The 22,258-nt window shown below is 72.4% G+C and carries 20 protein-coding genes and 1 riboswitch; of the genes, 10 read left to right on the forward strand and 10 right to left on the reverse strand.

The window, feature by feature from the left end; all coding sequences use genetic code 11:
• Nucleotides 1–5: 5 nt before the first annotated feature.
• The 3 genes from ABD236_RS13615 (at nt 6) to ABD236_RS13625 (ending at nt 4,580) form a co-directional block, all read left to right on the forward strand.
• On the forward strand, nt 6–2,222 hold the full coding sequence (locus ABD236_RS13615; RefSeq protein ID WP_344073836.1) for a SpoIIE family protein phosphatase: 2,217 nt from the start codon (nt 6–8) through the stop codon (nt 2,220–2,222).
• Nucleotides 2,223–2,364: 142 nt separating this feature from the next.
• A complete protein-coding gene (locus ABD236_RS13620; protein ID WP_344073837.1) occupies nt 2,365–3,234 on the forward strand; it encodes an AAA family ATPase in 870 nt (289 codons plus the stop codon).
• Entirely contained in the window at nt 3,231–4,580 is a 1,350-nt protein-coding gene (locus ABD236_RS13625) for a VWA domain-containing protein (protein ID WP_344073838.1), read from the forward strand. Before ABD236_RS13620 ends, ABD236_RS13625 begins: the two co-directional genes overlap by 4 nt.
• 18 nt (nt 4,581–4,598) lie before the next feature.
• On the opposite strand, the gene ABD236_RS13630 is transcribed toward ABD236_RS13625, so the two are convergent.
• The gene (locus tag ABD236_RS13630) at nt 4,599–5,981 is read right to left on the reverse strand and encodes an FAD-binding oxidoreductase (RefSeq protein WP_344073839.1); all 1,383 of its coding nucleotides are present in this window, start codon (nt 5,979–5,981) and stop codon (nt 4,599–4,601) included.
• Between the two features lie 258 nt (nt 5,982–6,239).
• On the opposite strand from ABD236_RS13630, the gene ABD236_RS13635 reads away from it, so the two are divergent.
• On the forward strand, nt 6,240–7,361 hold the full coding sequence (locus tag ABD236_RS13635; protein WP_344073840.1) for a sulfite oxidase: 1,122 nt from the start codon (nt 6,240–6,242) through the stop codon (nt 7,359–7,361).
• A gap of 18 nt (nt 7,362–7,379) precedes the next feature.
• On the opposite strand, the gene ABD236_RS13640 is transcribed toward ABD236_RS13635, so the two are convergent.
• Nucleotides 7,380–8,051: a DUF4232 domain-containing protein gene (locus ABD236_RS13640; RefSeq protein WP_344073842.1), complete on the reverse strand. Its 672-nt coding sequence runs from the start codon at nt 8,049–8,051 to the stop codon at nt 7,380–7,382.
• A gap of 290 nt (nt 8,052–8,341) precedes the next feature.
• On the opposite strand from ABD236_RS13640, the gene ABD236_RS13645 reads away from it, so the two are divergent.
• Genes ABD236_RS13645 through ABD236_RS13655 form a run of 3 tightly spaced genes read left to right on the forward strand, consistent with a single transcriptional unit; the run spans nt 8,342 to nt 10,688 of the window.
• Nucleotides 8,342–9,277, forward strand: coding sequence for an ABC transporter ATP-binding protein (locus ABD236_RS13645; RefSeq protein WP_344073844.1), 936 nt, complete (start codon nt 8,342–8,344; stop codon nt 9,275–9,277).
• Nucleotides 9,274–10,260: an ABC transporter permease subunit gene (locus tag ABD236_RS13650; protein ID WP_344073845.1), complete on the forward strand. Its 987-nt coding sequence runs from the start codon at nt 9,274–9,276 to the stop codon at nt 10,258–10,260. Before ABD236_RS13645 ends, ABD236_RS13650 begins: the two co-directional genes overlap by 4 nt.
• Before the next feature lie 17 nt (nt 10,261–10,277).
• Complete coding sequence (locus tag ABD236_RS13655) at nt 10,278–10,688, forward strand: GntR family transcriptional regulator (protein WP_344073847.1); 411 nt, start codon at nt 10,278–10,280, stop codon at nt 10,686–10,688.
• Nucleotides 10,689–10,928: 240 nt separating this feature from the next.
• On the opposite strand, the gene ABD236_RS13660 is transcribed toward ABD236_RS13655, so the two are convergent.
• Together ABD236_RS13660 and ABD236_RS13665 are read right to left on the reverse strand one after the other, a co-directional pair.
• Entirely contained in the window at nt 10,929–12,452 is a 1,524-nt protein-coding gene (locus ABD236_RS13660; protein WP_344073848.1) for a DEAD/DEAH box helicase, read from the reverse strand.
• A 349-nt stretch (nt 12,453–12,801) separates the two neighbouring features.
• Nucleotides 12,802–13,005 carry a cold-shock protein gene (locus tag ABD236_RS13665; RefSeq protein WP_114041062.1) on the reverse strand — a complete coding sequence of 68 codons (204 nt, stop codon included), beginning with the start codon at nt 13,003–13,005 and terminating at the stop codon, nt 12,802–12,804.
• 393 nt (nt 13,006–13,398) lie between these two features.
• Between ABD236_RS13665 and ABD236_RS13670 the strand changes: the two genes are divergently transcribed.
• A complete protein-coding gene (locus ABD236_RS13670; RefSeq protein ID WP_344073850.1) occupies nt 13,399–14,079 on the forward strand; it encodes a LamG domain-containing protein in 681 nt (226 codons plus the stop codon).
• A 47-nt stretch (nt 14,080–14,126) separates the two neighbouring features.
• Here ABD236_RS13670 and ABD236_RS13675 read toward each other — a convergent pair whose 3' ends face one another.
• From ABD236_RS13675 to ABD236_RS13700, 6 genes are all read right to left on the reverse strand, one after another.
• The gene (locus ABD236_RS13675; RefSeq protein ID WP_344073851.1) at nt 14,127–14,858 is read right to left on the reverse strand and encodes an LmeA family phospholipid-binding protein; all 732 of its coding nucleotides are present in this window, start codon (nt 14,856–14,858) and stop codon (nt 14,127–14,129) included.
• Entirely contained in the window at nt 14,855–15,439 is a 585-nt protein-coding gene (locus ABD236_RS13680; protein WP_344073852.1) for a TetR/AcrR family transcriptional regulator, read from the reverse strand. Before ABD236_RS13680 ends, ABD236_RS13675 begins: the two co-directional genes overlap by 4 nt.
• A 100-nt stretch (nt 15,440–15,539) precedes the next feature.
• Nucleotides 15,540–16,325, reverse strand: a complete 786-nt coding sequence (locus tag ABD236_RS13685; protein ID WP_344073853.1) for a transglycosylase SLT domain-containing protein — start codon at nt 16,323–16,325, stop codon at nt 15,540–15,542.
• A gap of 2 nt (nt 16,326–16,327) precedes the next feature.
• Nucleotides 16,328–16,514: riboswitch (cyclic di-AMP (ydaO/yuaA leader) on the reverse strand.
• 344 nt (nt 16,515–16,858) lie between these two features.
• Nucleotides 16,859–17,761 carry an oxidoreductase gene (locus ABD236_RS13690; RefSeq protein WP_344073854.1) on the reverse strand — a complete coding sequence of 301 codons (903 nt, stop codon included), beginning with the start codon at nt 17,759–17,761 and terminating at the stop codon, nt 16,859–16,861.
• A 462-nt stretch (nt 17,762–18,223) separates the two neighbouring features.
• On the reverse strand, nt 18,224–19,084 hold the full coding sequence (locus tag ABD236_RS13695) for a dioxygenase family protein (RefSeq protein WP_425543862.1): 861 nt from the start codon (nt 19,082–19,084) through the stop codon (nt 18,224–18,226).
• A 38-nt stretch (nt 19,085–19,122) separates the two neighbouring features.
• Nucleotides 19,123–20,070, reverse strand: coding sequence for a helix-turn-helix transcriptional regulator (locus ABD236_RS13700; protein ID WP_425543863.1), 948 nt, complete (start codon nt 20,068–20,070; stop codon nt 19,123–19,125).
• A 217-nt stretch (nt 20,071–20,287) separates the two neighbouring features.
• On the opposite strand from ABD236_RS13700, the gene ABD236_RS13705 reads away from it, so the two are divergent.
• Together ABD236_RS13705 and ABD236_RS13710 are read left to right on the forward strand one after the other, a co-directional pair.
• Nucleotides 20,288–21,958 (forward strand): sodium:solute symporter family protein, encoded by a 1,671-nt coding sequence (locus ABD236_RS13705; protein ID WP_344073857.1) that lies wholly within the window; start codon nt 20,288–20,290, stop codon nt 21,956–21,958.
• A 15-nt stretch (nt 21,959–21,973) separates the two neighbouring features.
• The coding region (locus tag ABD236_RS13710; protein ID WP_344073858.1) for a hypothetical protein at nt 21,974–22,258 on the forward strand (285 nt) is incomplete at its 3' end.

Consider the following 22,258-nt stretch of genomic DNA (forward strand, 5'->3'; position numbering starts at 1 on the left):
GACCGATGACCAAGCTGACCGCACTGCTCACCGGGGCCGTGGCGGAGGCCATGCGCGCCGTCGGCGGCCATGTGGGAGGCGTGTACCTGCGCTCCGGCACACCGGGCCTGCTACGGCTCGCCGTCCTGGCGGGACTGCCGGGACCGCTCTTCCGGCCCTGGTGGCGGATGCACGTGGACCGGCCGTTCCCGGTGGCCGACGCCTACCGGGACGGCGTCGAGATCCAGCTCGCCGACGCCACCGAGACCATGCGCCGCTACCCCCAGCTCGCGGCCGGGCTGCCGTTCAGCTTCGGCTCGGTGTACGTGCCCGTGGTGGGGGCGTCGACGGTGTACGGCGTCCTCACCGTGCTCTGCCCCGCCGACTCGGAGGCCGCCTCGGCGCCCCGGGACCGCGACCGCCTCACCGAGACGGCCCAGGGCCTCGGCGCCGCCCTGCTCGAACTGGAGCGGGAGGCGGACGGCCCGGCCGTCGTCTGGGACGGCGAGCCGCTGTGCGTACCGCCCCCGGACGACGGGGCTCCCGGCCCGAGCGCGCCCACGGACTGCGCGGCCGACCTGCTCCCCGAGGGCGTCTTCACCCTGGACCGGCTGGGGCGGATCAACTACGTCAACCCGCGCGGCGCCCTGCTCCTCGGCCGGCCGCCCGCCGAGCTGCTCGGCGAGTCCCTGTGGCACGCGGTGCCATGGCTGGAGCAGCCCGCGTACGAGGACCATCTGCGCGGCGCGCTGCTCTCCAGGGTCCCGGTGCACTTCCAGGTCAGACGCCCGCGGTCACCCGGCGACGGGGCGGAGGCCGCCGAGCGGTACGGCGACCGGCTCTCGCTGTCCGCCTACCCCGGCCCCGAAGGTCTAACGTTCACGGCGGTCCCCGTGGGCCGGGAGGCGGACTCCGCCCAGGCCACCGCCCCCGGCGACGGGCAGCAGCCGATCGGCCCGCTCACGGCCCCGGCGGCCCTCGACGACCTCGCGGCCGCACCCCCCGACCGGGCGAACGGGGCGGAGGCCCTCTATCCGCCGGTCTTCCTCGCCCTGGCCCTGAGCGAGGCGGTCACCGCCCGCCAGGTCTCCGCCGTGGTGATGCAGGAGCTGCTCCCGGCCTTCGGCGGGCGCCGTCTCGCGATCTACCTGCTCCAGGACCGGCACCTCTATCTGGCCTGGGAGAGCGGCTTCCCCAAGGGCTTCCTCGACCCCTTCGACGGGGTCGCGCTGGACGTACGGCTGCCCGGCGTCGAGACGCTCACCAGCGGCCGCCCGCTCTTCTTCGAGTCCATGCAGCAGCTCGCGGCGGCCTACCCCGGCATCGCCCTCGACGCCGAGCAGGGCGCCCGCGCCTTCCTGCCGCTGATCGCCTCCGGGCGGCCGGTCGGCTCCTGCATCCTCGGCTTCGACCGGCCGCGCGGCTTCAGCCCGCAGGAGCGCACGGTCCTCACCGCGCTCGCGGGGCTGATCGCCCAGGCCCTGGAGCGGGCCCAGCGCTACGACACGGAGGCCGCCCTCGCCCGCGGCCTCCAGGCGGCCCTGCTCCCCCACCGCCTGCCCGCGCACCCCTTGGTCGAGACGGCGGGCCGGTATCTGCCCGGCACCCAGGGCATGGACGTGGGCGGCGACTGGTACGACGTGGTCGAGGCCGGGGACGGTCTCGCCCTGGTCATCGGCGACGTCCAGGGACACGGGGTGCAGGCCGCCGCCACGATGGGCCAACTCCGCAGCGCGGTACGGGCCTTCGCGCTGGGCGGGCACTCCCCCGAGGAGGTGATGAGCGGCACCAACCGGCTGCTCATCGACCTGGACCCGGGCCAGTTCGCCAGCTGCTGCTACATCAGGCTCGACCCGCTCACCGGCGCCGCCCGGGCCGCCCGCGCCGGGCATCCTCAGCCGCTGCTGCGCCACCCCGACGGCCGCACCGAGGTCCTCGACCTGCCCGGCGGCGTGGTGCTCGGCGTTGCCCCGGACGCCGTGTACCCGGTGGCGGACCTGCGCCTGGACCCGGGCGCGGTGCTCGCCCTGTACACGGACGGGCTGGTGGAGCGGCCCGGCACGGACATCGACGAGGGCGTCGAGCGGCTGCGCGCGGCCCTGTCCCGGGCCGCCACCCCCACCCGGCGCACCGGCCCGTCCCTGGGCGGCACCGCGGACCTGCTCATCGACGAGGCCCGCCGGATCACCGACCGCCCCGACGACATCGCGCTCCTGCTGACCACCCGCCGCGCCCCGCGCTGAGAGCCTGCCGGGGACCGTGACGTTCGCCGCAAACCGCGCCCGCCCGTTGTGGACCGGCGCGGGGAGCTGATCAAGTACGTACACCAAGACGTACGAGCGCCGCGCGGCCGCCCGGCCGAGCGGGAGACCAGGAGAACACCCCATGACGACCGGGTACTTCACGTCCGTGGACGAGGTCTCCGCCCGTCTCGCCGAGACCGGCTATCTGGCCTCGCCGGCCGTCGCCACCACCGTCTTCCTCGCCGACCGGCTCGGCAAGCCGCTGCTGGTGGAGGGCCCGGCCGGGGTCGGCAAGACCGAGCTGGCCAAGGCGGTCGCCCAGGTCGCGGACGCCGAGCTCATCCGGCTCCAGTGCTACGAGGGCGTCGACGAGTCCCGCGCGCTGTACGAGTGGAACCACGCCAAGCAGCTGCTGCGGATCACGGCGGGCCGCGACGAGTCGTGGGACGAGACCCGCACGGACATCTTCGGCGAGGAGTTCCTGCTCTCCCGCCCGCTGCTCACGGCGATCCGCGGCGGCGAGCCCAAGGTCCTGCTCATCGACGAGATCGACAAGGCGGACGTCGAGGTGGAGGGGCTGCTCCTGGAAGTCCTCAGCGACTTCCAGGTCACCGTGCCCGAGCTCGGCACGATCACCGCGACCCGCCGCCCGTTCGTGGTGCTCACCTCCAACGCCGGCCGCGAGCTCTCCGAGGCCCTGCGCCGCCGCTGTCTGTTCCTGCACATCGGCTTCCCCGAGGAGGAGCTGGAGCGCCGGATCGTCCGGCGGAAGGTGCCCGGGCTCGACGCGGCGCTGGCCGCGTCGGTGGTACGGGTGGCCGGGGCGCTGCGGGCGATGGACCTGCGCAAGGCGCCCTCGGTGTCGGAGACGGTGGACTGGGCGCGGACGCTGCTGGCGCTCGGCGCCGACACCCTCGACGAGAACGTCGTACGCGACACCCTCGGTGTGCTCCTCAAGCACCAGGACGACCTGCTCAAGGCCGCCGCCAAACTCGACCTGGACGCCGTGTGACCGCGCTGCCCGACCGGGTCACCGGGCTGGTCCGCACGCTGCGTACGCACGGGCTGCGGATCGGCCCGGGCGAGACCGCGGACGCGGCGGCCGCCCTGGCGGCGCTCGGCTTCGAGGACCGCGAGCGGATACGGGAAGGCCTGGCCGCGGCGCTCCTGCACAGCGAGGGCCAGCGGGCGGTCTTCGACCCCGTCTTCGATCTGTACTTCCCGCTCCGCGTCGGCGCACCGGCCACGGCGGGCGGCGACACGGCGGAGCTGCGCGACCGGCTGGCCGCCGCGCTCGCCGCCGACGACCAGGCGGCGCTGGGGCAGTTGGCGGCCGAGGCGGTGGACGCACTCGGCGGCTACGGCGCCTCGCCCGGCTCGGACGGCTTCTCCGCGCACCAGACCCTCGACCGGCTGCGCCCGCAGACCCTGCTCGCGCGGGTACGGGCCACGCTCGCCCAGGGTGCCCAGGGCGCCGCGTTCACCGACCGGCTGACCGACGACGAGATCCGCCGCCGCATCCAGGGCTTCCGCGAGCGGGTCGGCACCGAGGCGCGCCGCCGGGTGGCGGAGCGGCGCGGCGCCGAGGAGATCGCGCGCCGGGCGCTGCGGCCCACCGCCGACCGGGTCGACTTCCTCGTGGCGGGCCGGGCCCAGCTCGACGAGCTGCGCCGGTCGGTGCATCCGCTGGCGCGCAAGCTGGCCACCCGGCTCGCGGCGCGCCGCCGCCGCGCGGCCCGCGGCCGGATCGACCTGCGCCGCACCCTGCGCGGCTCGCTGTCGACCGGCGGCGTCCCGATGCGCCCGGTGCTGCGCCGCCGCCGTCCCGTCCGCCCCGAACTGGTGCTGCTGTGCGACGTGTCCGGCTCGGTCGCGGGCTTCGCCAACTTCACGATGCTGCTCGTGCAGGCGCTGCACGACCAGTTCAGCAAGGTGCGGGTGTTCGCGTTCGTCAACCGCGTCGACGAGGTCACCGGCCTGCTGCGCAAGGGCGCGGCGGATCCGGCGGGCCTGGGCGACCGTATCGCGGGCGAGGCGGTGGTGACCGGCTGGCACGGCAGCAGCGACTACGGCACCTCGCTCGGGGAGTTCGCCGAGCGCTACCTGGACGCGGTGGGCCCGCGCACCGCGGTCTTCGTCCTGGGTGACGCCCGTACGAACATGAGCGACCCCAACCTTCCGGCGCTGCGCCGCATCGCCGAACGCGCCCGCCGGGTCTACTGGCTCAACCCCGAACCGGCCGACCAGTGGTCGACCGGGGACTCCGCCGCGCTCGCCTACGCCCAGGTGGCCGAGATGCACGTGTGCCGCAACGCCCACCAGCTCGGCGGCCTCGTCGCCCGGCTGCTGCCGGTGTGACCGGGCCGCCGAAGACCGCTAGACGCCCGCCGGTCGGATGTTCTGGTTGGCGTGGAAGAGGTTGTGCGGGTCGTAGGTCCGCTTGACGGCGGCCAGCCTGTCGTACTGGTCGCGGTAGGTGGCCCTGACCCGCTCCTGGCCCTCGCCCGCCCCTATGAAGTTCACATAGGCGCCGCCCATGGAGTGCGGGTGCAGCTCCTCCCAGTAGTCCACGCACCACTGCCGCACGGTCTCGGCGTTGGCCGGATCGGGGTCGATGCCGCCGATGACCCCGGACCAGACGGCGTCCCGGTAGGCCCAGGCGGTGTCGCCCGCCTTGACGCGGTGGGCGGCGCCGTCGACCGGGTACAGGTGCATGGTCGACAGGTCGGTGGGGATGCCCTCGGCGTACTTGGCGTGCACGTCGATCGCCCCGTCCGTGATCCGGTCGAAGAACGCGCCCCGCCAGTACCACTGGAGCCCGGTCGGGATCAGCTCGTCGAACATGCTCTGCACCATGGGGTAGGGCATCGGCGCCGTGAAGTGGAAGGCGGGCGGGCCGGGTTCGGCCACCGGCGCGAAGACCTTGCCGGCCTGGTCCGGGTCGCCCGTCCAGCACCACACCACACCGCACATCTTCTGCCCGTGGATCTCCTCCGGGAACGGCGGGCCCGGCGGGACGGCCAGGACCGCGAAGAACCCGTTCAGGTCCTCCGGCGCCTGCGGCAGGAACTCGCGGTACCACCGCAGCACGTCACCGATGCGGTCCAGGGTCCACACGGTGACCCCGAGGACCACGGTGTGCACCGGGTGCAGCGAGAAGGTGAACGCGGTGACGACGCCGAAGTTCCCGCCGCCGCCGCGCAGCGCCCAGAACAGGTCGGGGTGGTTGCGCTCGTTGGTGGTGACGAAGCTGCCGTCGGCCAGCACCACGTCGGCGGCCAGCAGGTTGTCGATGGTCAGACCGTACTTGCGGGTCAGATGGCCGTGGCCGCCGCCCAGGGTGAGCCCGCCGACGCCGGTCGTCGACATGATGCCGGCCGGGGTGGCCAGGCCGAAGGCGTGGGCCGCGTGGTCCAGGTCGCCCAGCAGCGCACCGCCGCCGACCTGGGCGATCTCCGCCGAGGGGTCCACCCGCGCCCAGCGCATGGGCGACAGGTCGAGGGTGACACCGTCGTCCACCAGACACAGTCCCGCGCCGCTGTGGCCGCCGCCGCGGACGGCGAGTTCCAGGCCGTGGTCGCGGACGAAGTCCACCGCGTCGATGACGTCGCCCGCGTCCGCGCACCGGACCACCGCGGCCGGCCGCCGGTCGATCATCGCGTTGTAGATCGTGCGGGCCCGGGTGTACTCCGGGTCCTGCGGGCCGATGACCGGACCGCGCAGCACGGTCCGCATCGCCTCCAGCGTCGTGCCGTCCATGGCGATCTCCTTGCGGCACGGAGCGGTCCGTGGACCCGCCCGGCCCTTCCCCTGCTGGGCCGCCGGTGGTTGGTTCTCGCGCGCCGGTGCCCCGGCGTCCCCACCGGTCTCGGCCGCTGACAGGCGCCACAGGGCTGACATCACCAGCGTCTCGCCGAGGGCGGCGACGCGCAATCTCCGGCCGGCGGCCCCCGCCGCACCCGCTCCGGCCCGGGCTCAGGAGGTGACCGGGCCCGCTCGCGGGCGCAGGATGGGGGCATGGACGGCGGTATCGGTGACATCAGCACGCCGGGGCGGATCGCCGGCCCGGCGGAGGGCGTCAGCCCCGAGGAACTCGCCCTGGCGGCCCGCAACCACGGCCTGCTCCTGGAGGCCCTGCGCTACGACGTCACCCCGCCCGGCCTGCACTACGTCCTGGTCCACTACGACATCCCGTACGCCGACGCGGACACCTGGCAGCTCACCGTGGACGGCCGGGTACGCACCGCGCTCACCCTGGACCTGGCGACCCTGCGCTCCTTCCCCGCCGTCACCCACCGGGTGACCATGGAGTGCGCGGGCAACGGCCGGGCCCTGCTCGATCCGCGCCCGGTCAGCCAGCCGTGGCTGGTCGAGGGGGTGGGCACCGCCGAGTGGACCGGAGTGCCGCTGCGCACCCTGCTGCTCGCCGAGGCCGGAGTCGAGCCGGACGCCGTCGAGGCCGTCTTCACCGGCGCGGACCACGGCGTCGAGCGCGGTGTGGAGCAGGACTACCAGCGCAGCCTCCCGCTGGCGGACGCCCTCGGCCGGGATCCCGAGGTGCTGGTGGCGTACGAGATGAACGGCGCCCCGCTGCCGCCGCAGCACGGCCATCCGCTGCGCCTCGTGGTGCCGGGGTGGTACGGGATGGCGCACGTGAAGTGGCTGCGCTCGATCACCCTCACCGCGACCCCCTTCACCGGCTTCCAGCAGCAAGTGGCCTACCGCTACCGGCAGTCGGCCCAGGAGGCGGGCGACCCGGTCACCCGGATCGCCCCGCGCGCGCTGATGATCCCGCCCGGCTTCCCGGACTTCATGTCCCGCACCCGTGTCGTGCGCCCCGGCCGCCTCCTGCTGGAGGGCCGGGCCTGGTCGGGGCGGGCGCCGGTCACCCGCGTCGAGGTGAGCACGGACGACGGGCACGGCTGGTACGAGGCCGAACTCGCCCCGGCGGTCGGCCACGGCTGGGCCTGGCGCCGCTGGCGGGCGCCGTGGACGGCCACGCCCGGCCACCACGTCCTGAGCGTCCGCGCCACCGACGCCGGCGGCGCGACCCAGCCCCTCACCCAGCCCTGGAACCGGGGTGGTTTCGCCAACAACCTGGTCCAGCGGGTCGACGTGTTCTGCCCCGAGGAGGACTGAGCGCCGACGTGGCCCGGCTCAGACGGGCTTCGTCGCGGACAGCGCGCTGACCTTGACCTTGTTGTCGCACTCGGCGAACACCCCGTCGTCCAGGGCGGTCTGGTGCCGCCCGGCGCCCGGCACACCGAGGACGACGGTCGGGTACGCGATCGGCTCGGCGCCCGAGTCGCAGCCCCCGGGGCCCTCGCCCTGGACCTGGACGAACGTGAGCTTCGTCCAGGCGCGGGCGCCCGGGGCGAGCACGACCGTGGAGGCGGTGCCGGTGTGGGTGACGGTGAGCGGGGTGTTGTGGTCCGGGGCTCCGTTGCCCGCGCCGGCCACCGTCACGAAGCCCTTCACCGAGCAGGGGTGCGCCGAGGTGTTGGTGAAGCCGACGACGGCCGCGCCGAGGCCGGTGCCCTCGGGGCGCTTGGCCGCCTGGTGGGCCGGGGTGACCTTGAGGTCGCTGACCCCGCACTTGGGGGCGGCGTGCTTGGGCTTGGCGGTCCCGGGGACCCCGGGGTGGGTGGGCACCTTCGCGGTGGGCTCGGTGGTGTGCGGGCTGGCCTTGCCGGTCGGGATCACGGGGGACGCGGCGCCCCCCGGGTCGGAACCGGTGCCGCCGCCCGGCTGGCAGCCGACCACCAGCACACCGGCCACCACGGCCGTCGCCGCCACCGTCATCGCCCGACGCACGTTTGAGTAGTCCATGACTCCCCCGAGGGTATGGCCGGCACACCCGGCGCTCGCCCTACAACACACCCCGGCGGCGGCAATGGTTCACACGTACGCACCCATGTGGCACGACGGTGACAAACCCTCACCCAACAGCGCCGAAAGCGGGACAACCACCACCTGGTCGACGGGACACGCCGGAGACAGAGCGGTGATCCCACCGCAGCCGGGCGACCGGACCGGGGGTTTGACACCTCCACGTCAGAAAGACCATGATTCCACTAGTCAACTAGTGGAATCATGGAAAGGGGGGAGGCGTGCGCGACATGACCGCTGCCGGCGCGGCCGACACCCGGTGGGCCCTGGAAGCGCGTGGGCTGGGGAGGAAGTACCGCCGGGGCTGGGCCCTGCGGGACTGCACCTTCCGGATTCCGGCCGGGAGCATCTGCGGCCTGGTGGGACCCAACGGCGCCGGAAAGAGCACCCTGCTGAACCTGGCGACCCGGCTCGTCGAACCGAGCGCCGGCGAACTGCGGATCTTCGGCATCCCGGTCGGCTCCCCGGCCGCGATGCCCCGGTACGCGTATCTCGCCCAGGACAAGCCGCTGTTCAAGCGGTTCACCGTGGCCGAGTCGCTGCGCCTCGGCCAGGAGCTCAACCCGGGCTGGGACCAGGCGGCGGCCGAGCGCATCGTGCGCGGCGGGCGGATCCCGATGGACGCCAGGATCGGCAGCCTCTCGGGCGGCCAGCGCACCCGCGTGGCCTTCGCCCTCGCCTTCGGCAAGCGGCCCGGCCTGCTGCTCCTGGACGAGCCGATGGCCGACCTCGACCCGGTCGCCCGCGACGAGCTGAGCGCGCTGCTGATGTCCGAGGCGGGCGAGCGCGGCACCACGGTCCTGATGTCCTCCCATATGCTCAGCGAGCTTGAGCACATGTGCGACCACCTCCTCGTCCTCGCCGACGGCCGGGTCCGGATGGCCGGGGAGAGCGACGAGCTGGTGCCGATGCACACCCTGGTCACCGGTGTCACCGCGGACGGGGCCCTGCCCACCGCCCTCACCACCCACACGGTGATCGAATCCCGCACCGCGGGACGGCAGTTCACCGCGATGGTGCGCACCGAGGGCCCGCTGACCGGTGACTGGCAGCTCGCCGAGCCCAGCATGGAAGAAGTGCTGCTCGCCTATCTCCGCAACCCCGAGGCGCCCGCGCTGCTTTCCCCGGCCGCCGCTCCCGGCCACCAAGAGGAGTACGCCGTATGAGCACGCTGACCCACCCCTCCACCGCCGAGGAGCCGGCCCGCGCCAGGCGCAGGGTGCTGCGCGGACCGCTGTGGCTCCTGGCCCGCCAGCACCGGGCCGTCCTCCTCGCCGCCGCGGCGGCCCTCGTGGTCGGCTCGGTCTGGATCGCCCACCAGCGCGGCGCCCTGCTGGACCAGGCGCACGCCGCGGGCTGGCCCGCCACCTCGGTGGACGACCTCGACGGCGCCGTACGGATGCGGCTGTCGGACGACTTCACCAACATCGCCACCTACGTGGGCTACCTCCCGGCGCTCCTCGGTGTCTTCCTCGGCGCCTCGCTGCTCTCCGCGGACCGGGAGAGCGGCACGGCCCGACTGGTCACCACCCAGTCCCTGCCCCGCTCGCGCTGGCTGCTGTGGAAGCTGGGAATGGCCGGGGTGGTGGTCACGGTGACCGCGGTGGTCCTGGGCGCGCTGCTGACCTGGTACTGGCACGCCGCCCGGCCGTTCGTCGCCCTCGACTGGCTCGACGGGACGATCTTCGACACCACGGGGCCGGTCCTGCTCGCGAAGGCGCTGTTCACCACCTCGCTGGGCATCGCCGTCGGCGCGCTGACGCGCCGCGCGGTGTCCGCGATGACGCTCACGTTCTTCGGCACGTACGCCTTCGAGGTCCTCTTCGACTACGTCAAGCCGCGCCTCGGCACACCCCGCCGGGTCGCGTTCCCCCTGGAGGGCAACCAGCCGGCGGTGCTCGACGGCTCGGTTCAGGTGGACCAGTGGATCGGCACCGCCTCCGGCAAGCTGTACGGCTGGGGCACCTGCGTCAGCGACGCCAGCCCCGAGCGCTGCCGCGCCGACAAGGGCATCGTCAACTCGGTGTGGGACTACTTCGGTTACGACCAGATGGCCGGCCTCCAGTGGACGGCGGCCGGGATAATGGTGGTGGGCAGCGCCCTGCTGCTCACCCTGGCCGTGTGGCGCACCCGCCGCCAGGCTTTCTAGAGAAGGGGGCAGGCGCGATGGTCGCCTTCCGTGTGGACCGCCGCAGCGGTTTGCCCGCCTACCTCCAGATCGTCCACCAGGTGGAGCAGGCGCTGCGTATGGGGGCGCTGGCCGAGGGCGACAAACTGCCCACCGCCGCCCAGGTGGCCGCCACCACCAAGGTCAACCCCAACACCACGCTCAAGGCCTACCGGGAGCTGGAGCGCTCCGGGCTGGTGGAGGTGCGCCAGGGCGCGGGGACGTTCATCACCCGCTCGCTCGCCACCCCGCAGACCGCCCCGGAGTCACCGCTGCGCGCCCGGCTCGGCGAGTGGCTGCGCGAGGCGCGGGCGGAGGGCATGAGCGAGCACGACGTCACGACGCTCTTCGACGCCCTGCTCGCCGAGACCTTCCCGGCGACGACGCCCACCCACATCCCCGCACACTGACGCGCCGCCCGGCCTGGAGCCGGGCGGCGCATCCGTATCTTCGCTGTGTTCCCCAGGGCCTGTCCGATGGGTCCGGTCGGCACGCGGGGGTTTGGCACGCCCATCTGCGGCGTTGTCGTCGGTTGCCATGGCTCCGCCATGCCGCCCTCCTCCGCCTTGCAGCTGCACGCACCAAACCCCCGCTCACCAGCACCGAAAAGGCCCCCGGGACCGAAGCCGACCGGACCCATCGGACAGGCCCTAGGCCGACCGGCGCACCCGGGCGGCCTTGCGGGCCTCGGCGAGCTGCTGGGCCTCGGTGGTGCGGCGGCTGCCGCCGGAGCGGCCGGGGCGGCCCGGGGTGGTGCCGATGCCCCGGAACGGGGCTCCGCCGCGCTTGGGGCGCTCGGCCGCCGGCGCGTTGCCGATCGGGACGCCCGACGGGGTCTGGGCACCCGTGATCCGGCTGAGCTCGGCCTCGCCGGAGCGGACCTGGGTGATCTGCGGCCGGATGCCCGCGTCCGCCATCAGCCGGGTCATGTCGCGGCGCTGGTTGGGCGTCACCAGCGTGACGACGCTGCCGGACTCACCCGCACGGGCGGTGCGCCCGCCGCGGTGCAGATAGTCCTTGTGGTCGGCGGGCGGATCGACGTTGACGACCAGGTCGAGGTCGTCGATGTGGATGCCCCGGGCCGCCACGTTGGTCGCCACCAGCGTGGTGACGTGCCCGTCCTTGAACTGGGCCAGGGTCCGGGTGCGCTGCGGCTGCGACTTGCCGCCGTGCAGCGCCGCCGCCCGGACACCGCTGCTCATCAGGTGCTTGGTGAACTGGTCCACGGCGTGCTTGGTGTCCAGGAACATGATCACCCGGCCCTCGCGAGCGGCGATCTCGGTGGCGGCGGCGTACTTGTCGGCGCCGTGCACATGCAGCAGGTGGTGTTCCATCGTGGTGACCGCGGCCGCCGAGGGGTCGACGGAGTGGACCACCGGGTCGCTCAGGTACCGGCGCACCAGCAGGTCCACGTTGCGGTCCAGCGTGGCCGAGAACAGCATCCGCTGCCCGTCGGGGCGCACCAGGTCCAGCAGCTCGGTGACCTGCGGCATAAAGCCCATGTCGGCCATCTGGTCGGCCTCGTCGAGCACGGTGACGTCCACCTTGTCGAGGCGGCAGTCGCGGCGCTCCACGAGGTCCTTGAGGCGCCCGGGGGTGGCCACGACGACCTCGGCGCCGGAGCGCAGCGCACCGGCCTGCCGTCCGATCGACATCCCGCCGACGACGGTGGCCAGCCGCAGCCGCAGCGACCTGGCGTACGGGGTGAGCGCGTCGGTGACCTGCTGGGCCAGCTCGCGGGTGGGGACCAGGATGAGGGCCAGCGGCTGCTTGGAGTCGGCCCGGCGGCCCGCCGTACGGGCCAGCACGGCGAGGCCGAAGGCGAGGGTCTTGCCCGAGCCGGTGCGGCCCCGGCCGAGGACGTCGCGGCCCGCGAGGGAGTTCGGCAGGGTGGCCGCCTGGATCGGGAACGGCGCCGTCACGCCCTGGGCGGTGAGCTCGGCGAGCAGCGGGGCGGGCATGTCCAGGTCGGCGAACGCCTCGGCCGCGGGCAGCGCCGGGGTGAGGGTGGTGGGCTGGGCGAACTCGCCCTGCACAGCCGCGGGGCGCCGGCTGCGGCCGGCGGAGCGGCTCTGGGCCTGGGCCTGGGCGCGGTAGCGGGCGCCACCGCGTTCGGCGCCGGATCCCTTGCGGGCACCGTACGAGCGTTCATTCGTGCGACCTGCTCGGTTCATGCAGAACCTTCCTCGATAGGGCACGTATCGAGGAATTCACGGCGGGAATCACTGCCCGGGAATCGCAAGAACGAGCCGAAAGAAAAGACGAGAGCGAGCCCGGGGCGGCCGCGACGCTGCGGACCTTTTCCGGGCCTCGGAATACCTGCCGTGCGCCGGCCCGGCGGGAGATACCCGGCGGGGCGGTGGCGACCACGGCGGCGGCAGCCGGGGTCCCGCGCATCGTGGAGTGCCGTCCACGGCGCGGTGGGCGCGCACCCCGTGGGTGTGCGGCCCGGAGACAGCAACGAGCTGGGGCCCGTACACAAGGTGCGGGCCCCAGCTGCGTCATACCTGCGCTTCAGTGGCGTCAGGCGGGGGTGATGTTCTCCGCCTGCGGGCCCTTCTGGCCCTGCGTGACGTCGAAGTTCACCTTCTGGCCTTCCTGAAGCTCACGGAAGCCCTGGGCGGCGATGTTCGAGTAGTGGGCGAACACGTCCGGGCCGCCACCCTCCTGCTCGATGAAGCCGAAGCCCTTTTCCGAGTTGAACCACTTCACGGTGCCAGTAGCCATGTCATATCTCCTTCGGGGCAGTGCCCTGGGGTCCACACTGTGCGAACCCCGGCGTCGCCGTGATGATTGCCCCGTCCGGATAAAGCATCCGGAAATACAAAAGTGCCCGACGGAAGAAGCCCGCCCAGGCACTTGAAGTCTTTGGGAACCACAACTGCAACTGCGATCAACAGTAGCACGCCCCCGCCGCGCCGTACAGCAAATGTCAAATTTTTCATCCGTACGCCACAGAATCCCCGACAGCCCGGGGAAAAATGCCCCGAGGGTGCGGCCAGCCTACGACCGCAGATATTTGCTTACGTAAAGCATACTTTTGCGGTACGGCGGGAAGAGCCCGGGCGACGCGCGGGTGGCGCGGAGGGTGTGCCCCTACGGCTGTGCCACAGTGTGCCCGTGCTCACCGAGGCCCCGCTGCTCCCCGTCCTCACGGCCGACTTCACCTCCCCCGCGCAGTGGGTCGCGGGCCGCTCCTGGGCGTATCCGGACGGCGGCCCGGTCAACCCGGGCGACGACAAGCTCGACCATCTGGTCCCGGATGCCGAGTACAGCCGGACCGGGACGTTTCGGGCGAGGCGCCGCCCCGAGGGGACCTGGAGCGCGGGGCTGCTGACCACCGAGGGCAGCGACGAGGACTTCATGGTGCGCGCGGGCGACGTGCTGGAGGCCCGGGTCCGGCTGCCGCGCGAGCAAGGGGCCTGGCCGGCGATCTGGACCTGGCGGGACGGCGGCCAGGAGGTCGACGTCTTCGAGTACCACCCCGACAACCCCGACCTGCTGGAGCTCACCAACCACGTCAGGGGCGCCCACCACTCCTACCGCGACCCGTCCGTCGCCCCCGGCGCCCTGCTGGACCTGCGGGTGGATTTCGGGGCGCGGTCGGTGACGTGGTGGGTGAACGGCGCTCCCGTCTTCGCCGACCGCCGGGGGGTGGGGCGTCGCTGGCACGCCCACCTCATCGTCAACCTCTCGGTCAGCGCGGGCCGCTTCCACCCCGCGCCCGCCCCGGAGTTGACGGAGATGTCGTACGAGGTGCCCGCGCTGCGGGTGTATCGGGGGACGGAAGTCACGGCGTGAGGCCTGGCGCGTGATGGCCCGTCAGGGACCCGTGGTCGGGCGGGAGTTCACGCGCGCTCGTCGGTGCGGAAGGTGACGTCCTTTCCGGAGAGCGTCGCGGTGAGGCCGTCGGGCGTGGTGGTGAGGGACGTGAGCGCCAGACCGTCCGGGATGCCGCCGAGCGCCAGCTCGCGCTCCAGCATGCCGGTGACCATGGACCGCAGCGCCTTCGGCAGGCCGTCGCCCGCCTTCACCGACCGCAGGGCGAGCGCACGGTCGCCCGCCACCTCGACCCGTGCGCTGGCCCCGACCTTGCCGACGAGGGGCAGCGAGGCGGTGGCCGCGACGCGCGGCTCGGCCTTCGTGCTGTCCTGGCTGTAGCCGATCTCGATGCCGAGTGCGCGGGACAGGTCCTCGTACGACACGAACGCCGTGGCCCGGGCGGAGGCGGCATGGGCCTCGGAGGCGTCCGCCGAGCGGCGCAGTCGGTCGAGTTCGACGTTGAGGGTGGTGATGGGGAGCCTGCCGCCGTCGCGGCCCGCGGGGATGTCGGACGCCTCGATGTCGACGCGGTCGAGGGTGCCGCCGGCCAGCTGGGTCAGTACGGGGAAGCCGTGCACCTTCACGTGGGGCGCGGACTTGAGGCCCTGGGCCTTCTGGAAGGCGTCGGCCGTACGGTGTTCGGTCCAGGCGGCCGCGGCCCGGTCGCCCGCCAGGCCCAGCCCGGCGAGCACGACGACGGCGACGGCGTACTTGCGCCATCCGCGCAGCGCCCGGCTCGCGACAGCACGCGGCGTCATCGCGCGGCCCCCTCATGCTGCGCGCGTATCCCGCACGCGGCGCGGAAGGCCTCGAGCAGCGGGGCGCGCAGCAGCTCGTCCGGCACGTCCTGGCGCGCGGCGACGGTGCTGAGCAGCCCGGTCACGGCCAGCTGCGCCCGGATCGTGCCCGCCAGGTCGTCCGCGTCCGCGAAGGCGGCGAGGGTCTCCGTGCGGTGGTCCCCGAGATCCCCCATGCCCTCGACACCGGCGAGCGCGCCGGGCAGCACCGGCAGCCCGGAGTTGAAGAGGAGGGCGAGGCGGGAGCGGTGGCGCAGCGCCAGGTCGACCAGGTCGGCCGAGGCCCGCCGGTGCCGCTCGGGACCCTCCGGCAGGGCGTCCCAGGTGGCCCGAAGCGCGGCGAACTCGGTCAGCGGGCCGGTCAGTGTCGCCGCGAGCAGCCGCTCCTTGGAGGGGAAGCGGTGCAGCAGGCCCGTCTTGGAGTAGCCGACCCGGTCCGCGATCTCCTGCACGGAGGTGCCGCGGTATCCCCGCGTGGTGAAGAGCTCGGCGGCGGCCTCGACGATCTCCTCGTCGAGCTCGGCGCGCGTCGGGCGTGGCATGACGGTCCTCCCCTGGGCCTGGTCACGCCAAAGTAACAGACCATCTGGTCCTTGTTGGACCAGATGGTCTGCATCCCACCCGGGCGGCAGGAGGACTCGGTCAGTAGGCGCCGTTCACGTTGTCGATCGAGCCGTAGGTCTTGGCCGCGTAGTTGCACGCGGCGACGATGTTGGCGACCGGGTCGTAGCTGTCCGTCGACGTGCCGGGCACGTGGAAGGCCGCGAAGGTGGGGTCGATGACCTGGAGGAGGCCCTTGGACGGGGTGCCGGCCACGGCGTTGGAGTCCCAGTTGTTGATGGCCAGCGGGTTGCCCGACGACTCGCGCATCACATTGCGGTAGATGCCGTCGTAGGAGCCCGGGATGCCGTGCTGGGCCATGATGTCCAGCGACTGCCGGATCCAGCCGTCCAGGTTGTCGGAGTACGTCGCCGTCTTCGCCACGGCGGCGGTCGCCTGCTGGGGCAGGGTGGAGGTCCGCGCCGAGCGGTCGGCCCGCTGGGTCGTGGCCGTACGGTCGGCGGAGGCCGCCGGGGCCTTCTTGCCCACGGCCAGCTCCAGGCCGGGGTGGATGATGGCCGGGTTGCCGCCGATGGCCTGGCGGTTGTCCTGGTAGAGCTGCTTCCAGCCGCCGCTCACCCGCAGGTCCTTGGCGATCTTGGAGAGGGAGTCGCCGGCGACCACGGAGTAGGTCGTCGGCGCCGCCTTGGCCACGGCGGCCGGGGCCTTGGCCACGGCACCGGAGTGCGGGGCCGCCGAGGGCGCGGCACCGGCGCTGGTCGCGCCGATCACCGGAATGATGAGCGCGGCGCCGCCCGTGCCCGCGGCGGCGATGCCCCGGGTGAGGGTGCTGGACTTGGGGCGGCGGTGCTTACCCTTTGCAGGCATGGAGAATTCCTCTCGTTCGCCTGCGAGGTGAGCTGTCGGGTTCGGGCGAGAGTGCCCGGCCGCGCTGCACGCGGCTTCACCCCGAGCCGTTCCGTCATCCGGATTCGGCGGCCTACCTGGTTCCCCCGCTCCTGCCTTTTCGTGTGTGGGAGGTTTCCGGACAGCGGCAGGATTCGGCGGTCCATCCGGATTTGAGCGTGACCGTAAACGAAGGGGACCGGCGTGAACAAGAGCGGGAATTCACGCGGAGATCGTCAAGAAAGATCCACCGGGTTCCGGGGATACGGGTGCTTCTCTCCCCGTACCCCCAACTCGCCCTCCACAGAACGGAATGCGTGCCCCGCCGCGGCCCTGCCCGCCGGGGGCCCGCGTGACCCATTTCACGTCTTCCGCCGACTTTCACCGGGACGACAGATATTTCACTGGCAGCACCCAAATGAAAGCCAATCGAAAGCTAAGCCTCTTTTTCGTTCCCAATGAAACGATTGGCGACATAGGACTTAAAACCGTCACCCAGGGTCCATTTCGGACATCTAGCAGGGCGTCTGGAGCAGCGCCATCTCCTCGTCCGTGAGCCGCAGCGCGCCCGCGGCCACGTTCTCCACCAGGTGGTCCGGGTTGCCGGTGCCCGGGATGGCCAGCACGTGCTCGCCCTGCGCGAGCGTCCACGCGAGGCGGACCTGCGCGGACGTCACACCATGCGCGCGGGCGACCGCGAGGACGGCGTCGCCGTCCGTGGCCCCGGTCTGTGCCGCACCGCTCTCGCGCCCCTCCCCCGCGATGGCGAAGAACGGGACGAACGCGATGCCCTGCTCACCGCAGAGCCGCAGCACCTCGTCGGAGCCCGTCCGCCGGCTGTCCAGGCCGTACCGGTTCTGCACACAGACCACCGGCGCGATGGCCTGGGCCTCCGCCAGATGCTCGGGGTCGATGTTGGAGAGGCCCAGGTGGCGGATGAGGCCCGCCTGGCGCAGCTCGGCCAGCGCGCCGAAGTGTTCGGCGAGCGAACCCGGCCCGTTGAGGCGCAGGTTGACCACGTCGAGGTGGTCACGGCCCAGCTGGCGCAGGTTCTCCTCGACCTGGCCGCGCAGTTGCTCCGGCCTGGCCCAGGGCAGCCACGCGCCGGACGCGTCGCGCCCCGGCCCGACCTTGGTGACGATGACCAGATCGTCCGGATAGGGGGCCAGTGCCCGGCTGATCAGCTCGTTGGCGGACCGGAGCCGGGAGAAGTAGAAAGCCGCGGTGTCGATGTGGTTGACGCCGAGTTCGACCGCGCGGCGCAGCACGGCGAGGGACCGCTCGCGGTCGCTGGGCGTGCCGAGGTCGAAGGCGGCGCTGCCGGTGAGGCGCATAGCGCCAAATCCCAGGCGGTTGACCGACAGGTCACCGAGTTTCCAGGCGCCCGCGGCCGCCGCGCTGATCGTTTCCGTAGTCATGATCGCAGTGTGCCATCCACGCCCGCCGGGCGGAAATGCCCGAACTGTGCGGTGGTTGCGAGAAGTACGGCGGGAAGTGCCGCGAGAGGAACAGCCGAAAAGGCGACGGTATTTCGCAGCCGCCCGCCGCGTCGTCGCGAATCCGGGCGCTACGGCGAAGGATCCGCCGGACGCTCATACGGAACGGCAAGGCGACGGCAATCCTGAAAAGCGTGGTAATCCGACGCCGAATTGAAGACTATCGGGGAACACGAACTGTCGGGGGAAAGCGCCGGGTTCTGCGCGCCGGCCCGGCCGCCTGCGCGGTGGAGCGACCCGGCGCCCTCCCCCCTCCGGCCCGCCCGGCGGGGTCGGGCGGCCGGGGTCTCTTTTTCTTCTCACGGCCCGCGCGCACGCGGCGCCCCAGGGCCTGTCCTCAACCGCCCCGGTACACCGTGGGGTTGCGCGCGCCGGGGCGCAGGGTCACGCGGGCCCCCACAGCGCGGGCACGTTCGGCGGCTCCCAGCCCGGCTGGGCCGTGTGGGCCTGGAGACAGGCGTAGGTGCGGCCGCCGTACGTGACGCGGTCGCCCGAGCGGTAGGAGGTGCCGACGGCCCAGGTGGTGCCGGGCGGGGGGTCGGTGGGCGTGGGGGTCGGTGACGGCGACTGGGCCACGTCGAGCACGAAGTCGAACGCCGCCTGCTTCGCGCCGCCCGCGTCCCGTACGGTCATCAGCAGCCGGGCGTCGAAGAGCGAGTCGGTGTTGTTGCGGGGCTCGCCGGGGAAGTAGAGCTGGGTGGTGAGCACCGGGCGGCCGGGGGCCTGCGCCTTCACATGGATGTGGCGCGTGCGGCCCGGGTAGAGCCCCGGCACGACGGTGGTGAGCGTGAACGCCCCGCGCGCGTCGGTGTACTGGTGGCCCCGCATCCGGAAGCCGGTGTTGTCGTACGCGCCGTTGGTGTCCGCCTGCCAGAAGTCGAGCAGCACGCCCGCCAGCGGCAGACAGGCCCGGCCGAAGACGTACCCGGTGACGGTGAGACGGGTGCCGGGGGTGCCGGGTTCGAGGAGCGAGGTGCGTTCGGGGGAGTTCGGTTTGAAGTACGGGCCCTCTATCTGCTCCGGGGTGGGGTGGTCGCCGTCGTCGCACGGCGGGGTGAGCTCGGGGCCGGTGCCGCTGCCGACGGCGCCGCGCGCCAGGGCGGGCACGGCCGCCATCGACACGGGTAAGGCCACTCCGGCCGCAAGTGCGGCCCGCAGCACGGTCTTGCGGCTGGGCCGGGGCCGCCCGTCGGCGCCCGGCGGCCGGCTCTCGTCAGGTGTGGTCGCGTCGCGCTCGCCATCCATGTCTGCTCCTCGGGGGGAGGTGGGGGATGGCTACGACGCTAGGCGGACGATCGGCTTCGGGCGATGGACGCAATGCGGTGGTCGTGGTGAAAATCTCCGCCGCCGCGCCGGAAGTCACCGGGGCTGGCGCCGGTCTCGCGGCGGAAGAAGCGGCAGAAGTAGGCGGGATCGGCGAACCCGACCCGGGCGGCCACCTGACGTACGGTCAACTCGGTGTGCAGCAGCAGCCGTTTGGCCTCGTGGGTGCGGGCCTGGCGGATGAGCTCGCCGGGCGTACGGCCGGTCGCCTCCTTCACCGCCTCGTTCAGATACCCCACGGACACCCCGATCCGCTCCGCGCACGCCCGTACGGACGGGGGCAGTTCGTCGGCGCGGGCGACCAGCGCGGTGAACTGCCCCGCGACACCGCCCGTGCGGGCGACGGCCGGGGTGACGGGCCGTGCGGGCAGCCGGGCGGCGCGTACGACGAGGATGTGCAGCAGCGCGCGGATCACCCCGTGGAAGCCCTCGGCGCCGGTCCGGTACTCCTCGTACATCTCCGCCACCAGCGAGGACGTCCACGCGTCGGCCTCCGCGTCCAGCTCCAGCCAGGGCCGGGGCCCGAGTCCGCGCAGCAGGGCGCGGTCGTCGGGGTGGTCGAGCAGGAAGTCCTCGGTGAACAGGATCACCCACCCCTCGGGCCCGTCCGGGCACTCCCACTGGTGGACCTGGCCGGGCGCCATGACGCAGAGGTGCGGCGGCCGCAGTGTGAACCGGGCCATATCGAGCACATGGGCACCGGTGCCGCCGGTGACGTGCACGATCTCGTAGAAGGTGTGCCGGTGCGGGAAGTCGGCGCGGGACATGGCGCCGATGGTGTCGAAGGTGCCCATCGCGAACGGCAGCGAGTTGGGCATGGGCACCTCCAGCCGATGCAGCGGCGGCACCCCACCCACCACCTCACACCCGTTCCCCCCGGCCCCCGGCAACACACTCGCCCCACGCATCCGCAGCCTCCCACCGCCGCACACCCGAGATGGTCCAGACCAGTCGGCCCGGGCATCACGATGCCACGGGGACGGGGGATGCGGAACACCGCCGAGCCCTCAGCCGTCCCCACCCTCCACCACAATCAAACAAAAACTTCCAACAAAAGTGTTCAGTTTCTGGTCGTCGAGGCGTAGGTTCCGGTTCGGATCAGTTCGCTCGACGAAGCGGGTACGTATGCAATCTCTGGCCGCAGGGCTCCGGCTGCCCACCAACGGGCTCGACTACACGATTCTGGCGATCTACTTCGTCGTGGTGCTGGGCATCGGGTTCGCCGCCCGGGCGAGTGTGAAGACCAGCCTGGACTTCTTCCTCTCGGGGCGGTCGCTGCCCGCCTGGGTGACCGGGCTCGCCTTCGTGGCCGCCAACCTCGGGGCCACCGAGATCCTCGGGATGGCGGCCACCGGCGCCCAGTACGGGGTGGCGGTGGTGCACTGGTACTGGATCGGCGCCATCCCGGCCATGGTCTTCCTCGGCCTCGTGATGATGCCGTTCTACTACCGCTCCAAGGTGCGGTCCGTACCGGAGTTCCTGCTCCAGCGGTTCGACGCCTCCGCGCATCTGCTCAGCTCCGCGCTGTTCGCCTTCGCCGCGATCCTCATCGCGGGCGTGAACCTCTACGCCCTGTCGATCGTCGTGGAGGCACTGCTCGGCTGGCCGCAGTGGGTGGCCATCGTGGTGGCCGGGCTCTTCGTGCTCGCGTACATCACCGTCGGCGGACTCTCCTCGGCGATCTACAACGAGGTGCTCCAGTTCTTCGTCATCCTCGCCGCCCTCATACCCCTGGTCGTCCTCGGCCTCAAGCGCGTCGGCGGCTGGGGCGCGCTCAGCGACGACCTGGAGGCGGCGCACGGCCACAACTACCTGACCGCCTGGGGAGGCACCGGCATCGGCCAGGGCAACCCGCTCGGCGCCAACTGGCTGACCATCATCCTCGGCCTCGGCTTCGTGCTCTCCTTCGGCTACTGGACCACCAACTTCGCCGAGGTGCAGCGCGCCCTTTCCGCGAAGAACCTCAGCGCCGCCCAGCGCACCCCGCTGATCGCCGCCTTCCCGAAGATGTTCATCGTCTTCCTGGTGATGATCCCGGGCCTGGTCGCCGCCGCCCTGGTGCCCAAGATCGGCACCCCGGGCTCCGACCTGACGTACAACGACGCCATCCCGTATCTGATGCAGGAGCTGCTGCCCAACGGCGTGCTCGGCATCGCCGTCACCGGGCTGCTCGCCGCCTTCATGGCGGGCATGGCGGCCAACGTGTCGTCGTTCAACACCGTGTTCACGTACGACATCTGGTCGAAGTACGTGAAGAAGGACCAGCCGGACACGTACTACCTGCGCTTCGGGCGGCTGATCACCGCGATCGGCGTGCTCGCCTCGATCGGTACCGCGTTCATCGCGTCCAGCTTCTCCAACATCATGGGCTACCTCCAGACGCTGTTCTCCTTCTTCAACGTGCCGATGTTCGTGGTCTTCGTCATCGGGATGTTCTGGAAGCGGGCGTCCATGAAGTCCGGTGTGTGGGGGCTGCTCGCGGGCACCACCGCCGCGATGGTCAACTACTTCTGGATCTACAAGCAGGGCGTCGTCTCCATCCCCACCGACCAGGGCGCCAACTTCGTCTCCGCGATCGTCGGCTTCGCCGCCGGCGCGATCGTCATGGTCGTGGTGACGCTCTTCACCGAACCCAAGCCCGAGGCCGAGCTCGCCGGTCTGGTGTACGGGACGACCTCGCCCGGCCTGGAGGAGCCGCCCGCCGAGGGCGACGGCGCCTGGTACCGCAGGCCCGCGCTGCTCGGCTGGGGAGCGGTGGTCCTCGCCGCCGCCTGCTATCTGCCCTACTCGCTCTGATCGGAGGCCCGGACCATGTCTGAACTGCAACGCGAAGTCTCCGAGCTGGAGAAGAAGTCCGCCACGGCGGCCCGGCTCTTCGACATCCGCCGGATCATCGGCGGTCTGTTCACCCTCTACGGAGTGATCGTCACCATAGCCGGGCTCCACGCCTCCGACGCCGACCTCGACAAGGCCGAGGGCGTCAACATCAACCTCTGGACGGGGCTCGGCATGCTCGCCCTGGGCCTGTTCTTCCTGGTCTGGCTGTGGCTGCGGCCACTCGCCCCGCCCTCCCCGCACGACGGTGGAGACGGGCCG

The organism is Streptomyces crystallinus, assembly GCF_039521265.1.
GTDB classification, from domain to species: domain Bacteria; phylum Actinomycetota; class Actinomycetes; order Streptomycetales; family Streptomycetaceae; genus Streptomyces; species Streptomyces crystallinus.